Origin of the sequence: Pseudoxanthobacter sp. (genome assembly GCF_036822375.1) — a bacterium.
GTDB lineage: Bacteria > Pseudomonadota > Alphaproteobacteria > Rhizobiales > Segnochrobactraceae > Pseudoxanthobacter.
Genome location: NZ_DAISHT010000192.1, coordinates 1 through 6,188 on the forward strand (window position 1 = coordinate 1; position 6,188 = coordinate 6,188).

Below are 6,188 nucleotides of genomic sequence, written 5' to 3' on the forward strand. Positions count from 1 at the left end.
CCGCCATCGCCGCGGCCGCCTTCGTTACGGCCGGCCTCGAAACGCGGCTCGGCACGCGGCGCGGCCTCGTAATCGTCCTCGGCCTGCATATCCTCCTCAGTCCGGATGAAGACCGGGTTCGGAGAATTGGCGTTGGCCGCCGCGATGATGCGGTAATAGTGCTCGGCGTGCTGCAGATAGTTCTCGCCCATCACCGTGTCGCCGATCGCCTGCGCATCGCGGGCAAGCTGGACATATTTCTCGGCGATATGAAGGGCGGTACCGCGAATTTTCACATCGGGACCGTTGGACTCATAAGTCCGGGTCAGCGGATTAGGACCTTTGCGGTTGTTATTGTTATTGCCGCCGCCGTTCCTGCCGCGCAGGCGCTTGTTGGGATTTCCCTGTCTCATCCGATCGCTTCTCTTCAGGATGGGCCACCGCGCCCTGCGGCTCTGCCCGTTCAGGCGGCTCGTCCCGGCCCCCTCGGAGGCCGGTTCGCGCGTCACCGGCGCTGCCGCGGCAGGCCCCGGGTCCGCTCCGCCCGTTCGGCTGCACGCGCAGCCGATCGATGGTCACACAAGCCACCGCCGCCATTGCTGGCCGGCGATGCCGGACCGCCCCTGCCCCGCCTTCCGCACAGGAAGCCGCGACGGACGATCCGCATCCGACCGACAGGCCCGGTCCCGTGACCGGCCCCGCCGGGAAAAACCGCTTACCGGCAGCCCGGCCGGTAAACCCGCAACGGCAAACGCCCGGACCCTGCACCCCGACCGTCCTGCCCGGGCTGCACCATCCTGCCCCGGCCGTGCCAGCCCGCGAGAGCCTGCATCCGCGAGAGCCGCACCCGGAGGAAAACACGGCACAGCGGATGATACGGTCCGGCGCACCGGCGCCATGGCTGCATTCCGGCCCGGCCGCGCCCGCGGAAGGTCGCACCCGCTCCGGCGCGGCTGTCGTGCCCGCCCCGGCCGGTCGCAGAAACCCGCAGAGCGGGCACCCGCAGCGCGCTTCGCCCGCAATGCGGGCCGGCCGTGAGGCAAACCATGATGCGAAACGCGCCGGCCGCGCCGCTGCGCAGCGGAATCCGCTCCCGGCCACCGGAGTGCAACCGAGCACCTCCGGTCTGCGCCGGGCTGCGTTTCCGTCAGCCGGGCCTCTTCGCCCTGATCAGTCTGTTCGAATTCATGCACACGGCTGCCAGCCCCGCGCCAGCATCCTCGACCCTTGTTTCCGTGAGCAAACAATGCGGGTCCGCTGATCCCGCCTCGTCCGATGCCGCGTCTGGCTGAAAGCGCCCCCCGACGGGCTACAACCATCACTGCGTTGCGTCGGCATTGCGGACGTTAGCCGCTTCGCCCGCGTTTTCCAAGGGCTTTTCGCCGTCCCGGCCCGGTTCGCGGCGAGATGGCCGCCTGCGTGACGGCCCCCGTCACAGCCTCATGGCCGCCGCGCCGTCACCACCCGCACGCGGCCGGAAAGATCGGGGCGCGTGGCGGGGCCGGCAAAGCCCGCCGCCGCGGCCAGCGCGCCGACATCGCCTTCCTGACCGAGGCCGATTTCGACGATCAGCCACCCGCCCGGCTTCAGCGCCGCGAACGCCGCCGGCAGCAGGGCGCGGTAGCAGTCCAGCCCGTCCGCGCCGCCGGCCAGCGCCCGCAGCGGATCGTGCAGCCGCACCTCCGGCGCGAGGCCGGCAATCCCGGCGGCCGGAATATAGGGCGGGTTGGAGACCACCAGATCGAGCCCGGAGAACGGCGGGCTGGCGAAATCGCCTTGCAGAAACAAGGCTCTGCCGGCAACGCCGGCGGCTTCGGCATTGGCCCGCGCACCGGCCGGCACGCCGGCCGCCAGATCGAGGCCGAAACCGCACGCCGCCGGCCGCTCACTGAGCACCGCCACCAGAATGGCGCCGGACCCGGTGCCGAGGTCGGCCATCACGAACGGCCGGTCGCGGTGGGGAAAAGCCTCCAGCGCCGCCTCGACCACGGTTTCGGTATCGGGACGCGGCTCCAGCATGTCGGGGGTCAGGCGGAATTCGTGCCCCCAGAACGCCCGCCGGCCGCGAATGCGCCCCACCGGCTCGCCGGCAAGGCGGCGGGCGGCAAAGCCTTCCGCAACCGCCGCCTGCTGCGGGCTGACGGCCTGCGTGCCGTCGATGATCAGCCGCTGCGGCGCAATGCCCAGCGCCTCGGCCACCAGAAGCCGCGCATCGAGATCGGCGGTTTCAAGGCCCGCCGCCCGAAAGCGGGTGCGAATCACATGCAGCAGGGCGCCGGCGCTGCCGGCCGCGGGCGCGCTCATGCGTCCTCGGCCAGCAGGGCCGCCTGATGCTCGGCCGTCAGCGCATCGACCACCTCATCCAGCGCCTCGCCGGAGAGGATCTCCGGCAGCTTGTAGAGGGTCAGGTTGATGCGGTGGTCGGTCACCCGGCCTTGCGGAAAATTATAGGTGCGGATGCGCTCCGAGCGGTCGCCCGAGCCGACCTGACCGCGCCGCGCCGCCGAGCGGGCGGCATCGGCACGGGCTCTCACGGCCTCGTAGAGCCGGGCCCGCAGCAGCGCCATGGCGCGGGCGCGGTTCTTGTGCTGGGAGCGCTCGTCCTGCACCGCCACCACGGTTCCGGTTGGCAGATGGGTGATGCGCACCGCCGAATCGGTTGTGTTCACATGCTGCCCGCCGGCGCCCGACGAGCGGTAGAGGTCGATCCGCAGGTCGGCCGGGTCCAGCGCGACATCCACCTCCTCGGCCTCCGGCAGCACGGCCACGGTGGCCGCGGAGGTGTGGATGCGCCCGCCCGATTCCGTCGCGGGCACGCGCTGCACCCGGTGCACGCCCGATTCGAACTTGAGGCGTGCGAACACGCCCGCCCCGTTGACCTCGGCGATGATCTCCTTGAAGCCGCCGGCCTCGCCGGGGCTCGCCGACATGACATCGACCCGCCAGCCGCGGGCCTCCGCATAGCGCTGGTACATGCGGAAGAGATCCCCGGCAAACAGCGCCGCCTCGTCGCCGCCGGTTCCGGCGCGCACTTCCAGAATGGCGCTGCGGGCGTCGGCCTCGTCCTTCGGGATCAGCGCCAGCCGGATTTCATGGGCCAGCCGGGCAACGCCGGCCTCAAGCTGCGGCCGCTCGGCTTCCGCCAGCGCGGCCATTTCCGGGTCTGCGGCAAGGGCATCCAGATCGGCCAGTTCCCGCTCTGCCCGGCGCAGCGCGGTGATGGCGCCGACCACCGGCGTCAGTTCGGCATGCTCGCGCGAAAGCTTCACCAGCGTGTCCGCATCGGGCCCGCTGGCAAGCTGGTCCTCGATCACCGCAAGGCGACCGACCAGTGCATCGAGTTTCTCGGCAGCGATCATCCGACGGGGATCTCGTTTTCCTCGGCATAGGCGCGGACCACGGCCCGCAGGTCGCCGTTCCAGCAGCCCGGCTCCAGCCGCGGCAGCAGGCGGGCGCGCAGCCGGCCCACATCGAGGCTGAGCAGCATGTCCTTCACCGGGCCGATCGACGCCGGCGGCATGGAAATGGTGCGGAACCCCAGCGCGATCAGCACCATGGCCGACAGCGGGTTGCCGGCCATCTCGCCGCACAGCGACACCGGCACATGCAGCGCGTCGGCCTTTTCCACGATCAGGCGCAGCACGCGCAGGAACGGCACCGAGATCGGATCGTAGCGGCCCGACACCCGGGTGTTGCCGCGGTCGGCCGCCGTCATGAACTGGAACAGGTCGTTGGAGCCGACGGAGATGAAATCCACCTCCTCCAGCAGTTCATCCAGCTCGAACAGCAGCGACGGCACCTCGATCATCACGCCATAGCGGATGGTCTCGGCCAGCGGATGGCCGTGACGGCGCAGGTGGCGCAGTTCGCGATCCACCATGGCGCGGGCGGTGCGGTATTCCTTCACGGTCGTGACCATGGGGAACATCAGCCGCAGTTCCCGCCCGGCCGCGGCCATCAGCAGAGCGCGGATCTGGGTGCGCATCAGCGCCGGCCGGTCGAGCCCGAGACGGATCGCCCGCCAGCCCAGCGCCGGGTTCTCTTCTTCCTCGGAGCGCAGATAAGGCAGCAGCTTGTCGCCGCCGATGTCGAGCGAGCGGAAATTGATCGGCCGGTCGCCCGCCGCCTCGAACACCTGGCGATAGATCGCCAGCTGCTCGGAGACCCGCGGCAGGCGCTGCGAGACCATGAACAGCAGTTCGGTGCGGAACAGGCCGATGGCGGCCGCCCCCGATTCCTCAACATGCGGCATGTCGACCAGCAGGCCGGCATTGAGATGCAGGTTGATGGCGTGACCGTCCTTGGTCACCGCCGGCCGGTTGCGCAGGCGGCGATAGCTGGCCTGCCGGCGGGCACGGAAGCGCACGCGCTCGGAAAACGCGCTTTCCACGTCCTGCGGCGGGCGCAGGTGCACCGCGCCGGTCTCGGCGTCGACGATGATCGGATCGCCGGCCTCGGCCAGCGAAACCACCGTCGCCACCTGCCCGACGGTCGGGATACCCAGCGCCTTGGCAACGATGGAGATGTGGCTGGTCGGCCCGCCCTCTTCCAGCACGAGGCCGCGCAGCCGGTCGCGGTCATAATCGAGCAGTTCGGCCGCGCCCATGTTGCGGGCCACCAGAACCGCATCCCGCGGCATGGCGGCGTTGTGCTCGGCCGTGCGGCCCATCAGCTCGCGCAGCAGGCGGTTGGCCAGATCGTCGAGATCGTGCAGGCGCTCGCGCAGGTAGGGGTCGGTGGAGCGCAGCATCTGGGCGCGGGTATCCGACTGCACCTTCTCCGCCGCGGCCTCCGCGGTCAGGCCGTTGCGGATCGCCTCTTCCATCTTGCGCGCCCAGCCGCGGTCGCGCGCGAACATGGCATAGGCTTCCAGCACCTCGCGCGGCTCGCCGTCGCGCGCCACGTCGCGGCGCTCCAGCATCGCATCCAGCGACAGCCGCAGCTTACCAAGGGCACGGTCGAGGCGGGCCAGCTCGTGCTCCACGTCCTCGGCGATGAGATTGGTGACGACGACGCGCGGCTCGTGCAGCACCACATGGCCGAGGCCGACGCCCTCCGCCAGAATGAGGCCGTCGAGATGCATCGAGCGGCGCAGGTCCAGTGCCGGGCCCTGCTTGGCGACGAGTTCGAACTCGCCCACCGCCACCATTTCGGCGATGACCATCGACGTGGTCTGAAGCGCCTCGATTTCCTCATCGGAATAGGTGCGGTGGGCGGTGTTCTGCACCACCAGCACGCCAAGGATGCGGCCGGCCCGCAGGATGGGCACGCCGAGGAACGAGCGATAGATCTCCTCCCCCGTCTCCGGCTTGTAGGCGAAGGCGGGGTGGGCGTGGGCATCGGAAATGTTGAGCGGCTGGGCGGTGGCGGCGATGAGGCCGACGAGGCCTTCGCCCACCTTCAGCGCGGTCTGGTGCACCGCCGTGCGGTTCAGGCCTTCGGTGGCGAACAGCTCCAGCACGCCGTCGGCCCGCAGCAGATAGACCGAGCAGACCTCGGCCACCATGTTGGCCGCGATCAGCACGACAATCTTGTCGAGCCGTTCCTGCGCGCCGATGGGCTCGGCCATCACCTCGCGCAGGCGGCGCAACAACAGTCTTGGACCGGCGGGAGGAGACCGCATCGCGCCCGTCGTCCTCTGACTTGACCGGCAAAGCCGGCACAGGGTGCAACAGGCCGAGGCGGCAGCCCCGCACCTGCGCCGGCTGCTGCCTCGGATCACAACACTGGTCTGCCCGAACCCCGGCCGGCGGCCGGCGGCAGCGGACAGAAGAACGCCCGGGGGCGTCCGGTCAGATGGCCGGCCGGCGCGCGGGCGCCGGCTCAGGCCACATCAAGACCGTATAGCGAGTGCAGCGTGCGCACGGCAAGTTCGGTGTAGGCGGCATCGATCAGCACCGAAATCTTGATCTCCGACGTGGAGATGGCGCGGATGTTGATACCCTTTTCCGACAGGCCGCGGAAAGCGGCCGCCGCCACGCCCGCATGGGTGCGCATGCCGACGCCGATCACCGACACCTTCACCACGTCGGTCGAGCCCTGAATCTCGAAGGCGCCGATCTTGTCGCGCAGGCCGGCGAGCACTGTGCGGGCCCGCTCGTAATCGGTCGCCGGCACGGTGAAGGTGATATCCGTGGTCGAGCCGTCGCCGGTGACGTTCTGCACGATCATGTCGACGTTGATGTTGGCATCCGCCAGCGCGCCGAACA

At 70.1% G+C, this 6,188-nt stretch carries 5 protein-coding genes; all 5 read right to left on the reverse strand.

Going from position 1 to position 6,188, the window contains the following annotated elements:
• A partial coding sequence (locus V7067_RS14315; protein ID WP_334176580.1) for a DUF4167 domain-containing protein occupies positions 1-392 on the reverse strand: 392 nt, incomplete at its 3' end.
• A 1,027-nt stretch (positions 393-1,419) separates the two neighbouring features.
• Entirely contained in the window at positions 1,420-2,283 is an 864-nt protein-coding gene (gene prmC / locus V7067_RS14320; RefSeq protein WP_334176581.1) for a peptide chain release factor N(5)-glutamine methyltransferase, read from the reverse strand.
• Positions 2,280-3,338, reverse strand: a complete 1,059-nt coding sequence (prfA, locus tag V7067_RS14325; RefSeq protein WP_334176582.1) for a peptide chain release factor 1 — start codon at positions 3,336-3,338, stop codon at positions 2,280-2,282. The genes prmC and prfA overlap by 4 nt, the downstream gene beginning before the upstream one ends.
• Positions 3,335-5,602 carry a phosphoenolpyruvate--protein phosphotransferase gene (ptsP, locus tag V7067_RS14330; RefSeq protein WP_334176583.1) on the reverse strand — a complete coding sequence of 756 codons (2,268 nt, stop codon included), beginning with the start codon at positions 5,600-5,602 and terminating at the stop codon, positions 3,335-3,337. Before ptsP ends, prfA begins: the two co-directional genes overlap by 4 nt.
• Before the next feature lie 200 nt (positions 5,603-5,802).
• Positions 5,803-6,188, reverse strand: a 386-nt coding sequence (locus tag V7067_RS14335; RefSeq protein ID WP_334176584.1) for an ACT domain-containing protein, incomplete at its 5' end; no start/stop codon positions are given.

Excerpts from the sequence above, each read along its gene's own strand:
- prmC (WP_334176581.1), bottom strand. The coding sequence starts at position 2,283 with ATGAGCGCGCCCGCGGCCGGCAGCGCCGGCGCCCTGCTGCATGTGATT.
- prfA (WP_334176582.1), bottom strand. The coding sequence starts at position 3,338 with ATGATCGCTGCCGAGAAACTCGATGCACTGGTCGGTCGCCTTGCGGTG.
- ptsP (WP_334176583.1), bottom strand. The coding sequence starts at position 5,602 with ATGCGGTCTCCTCCCGCCGGTCCAAGACTGTTGTTGCGCCGCCTGCGC.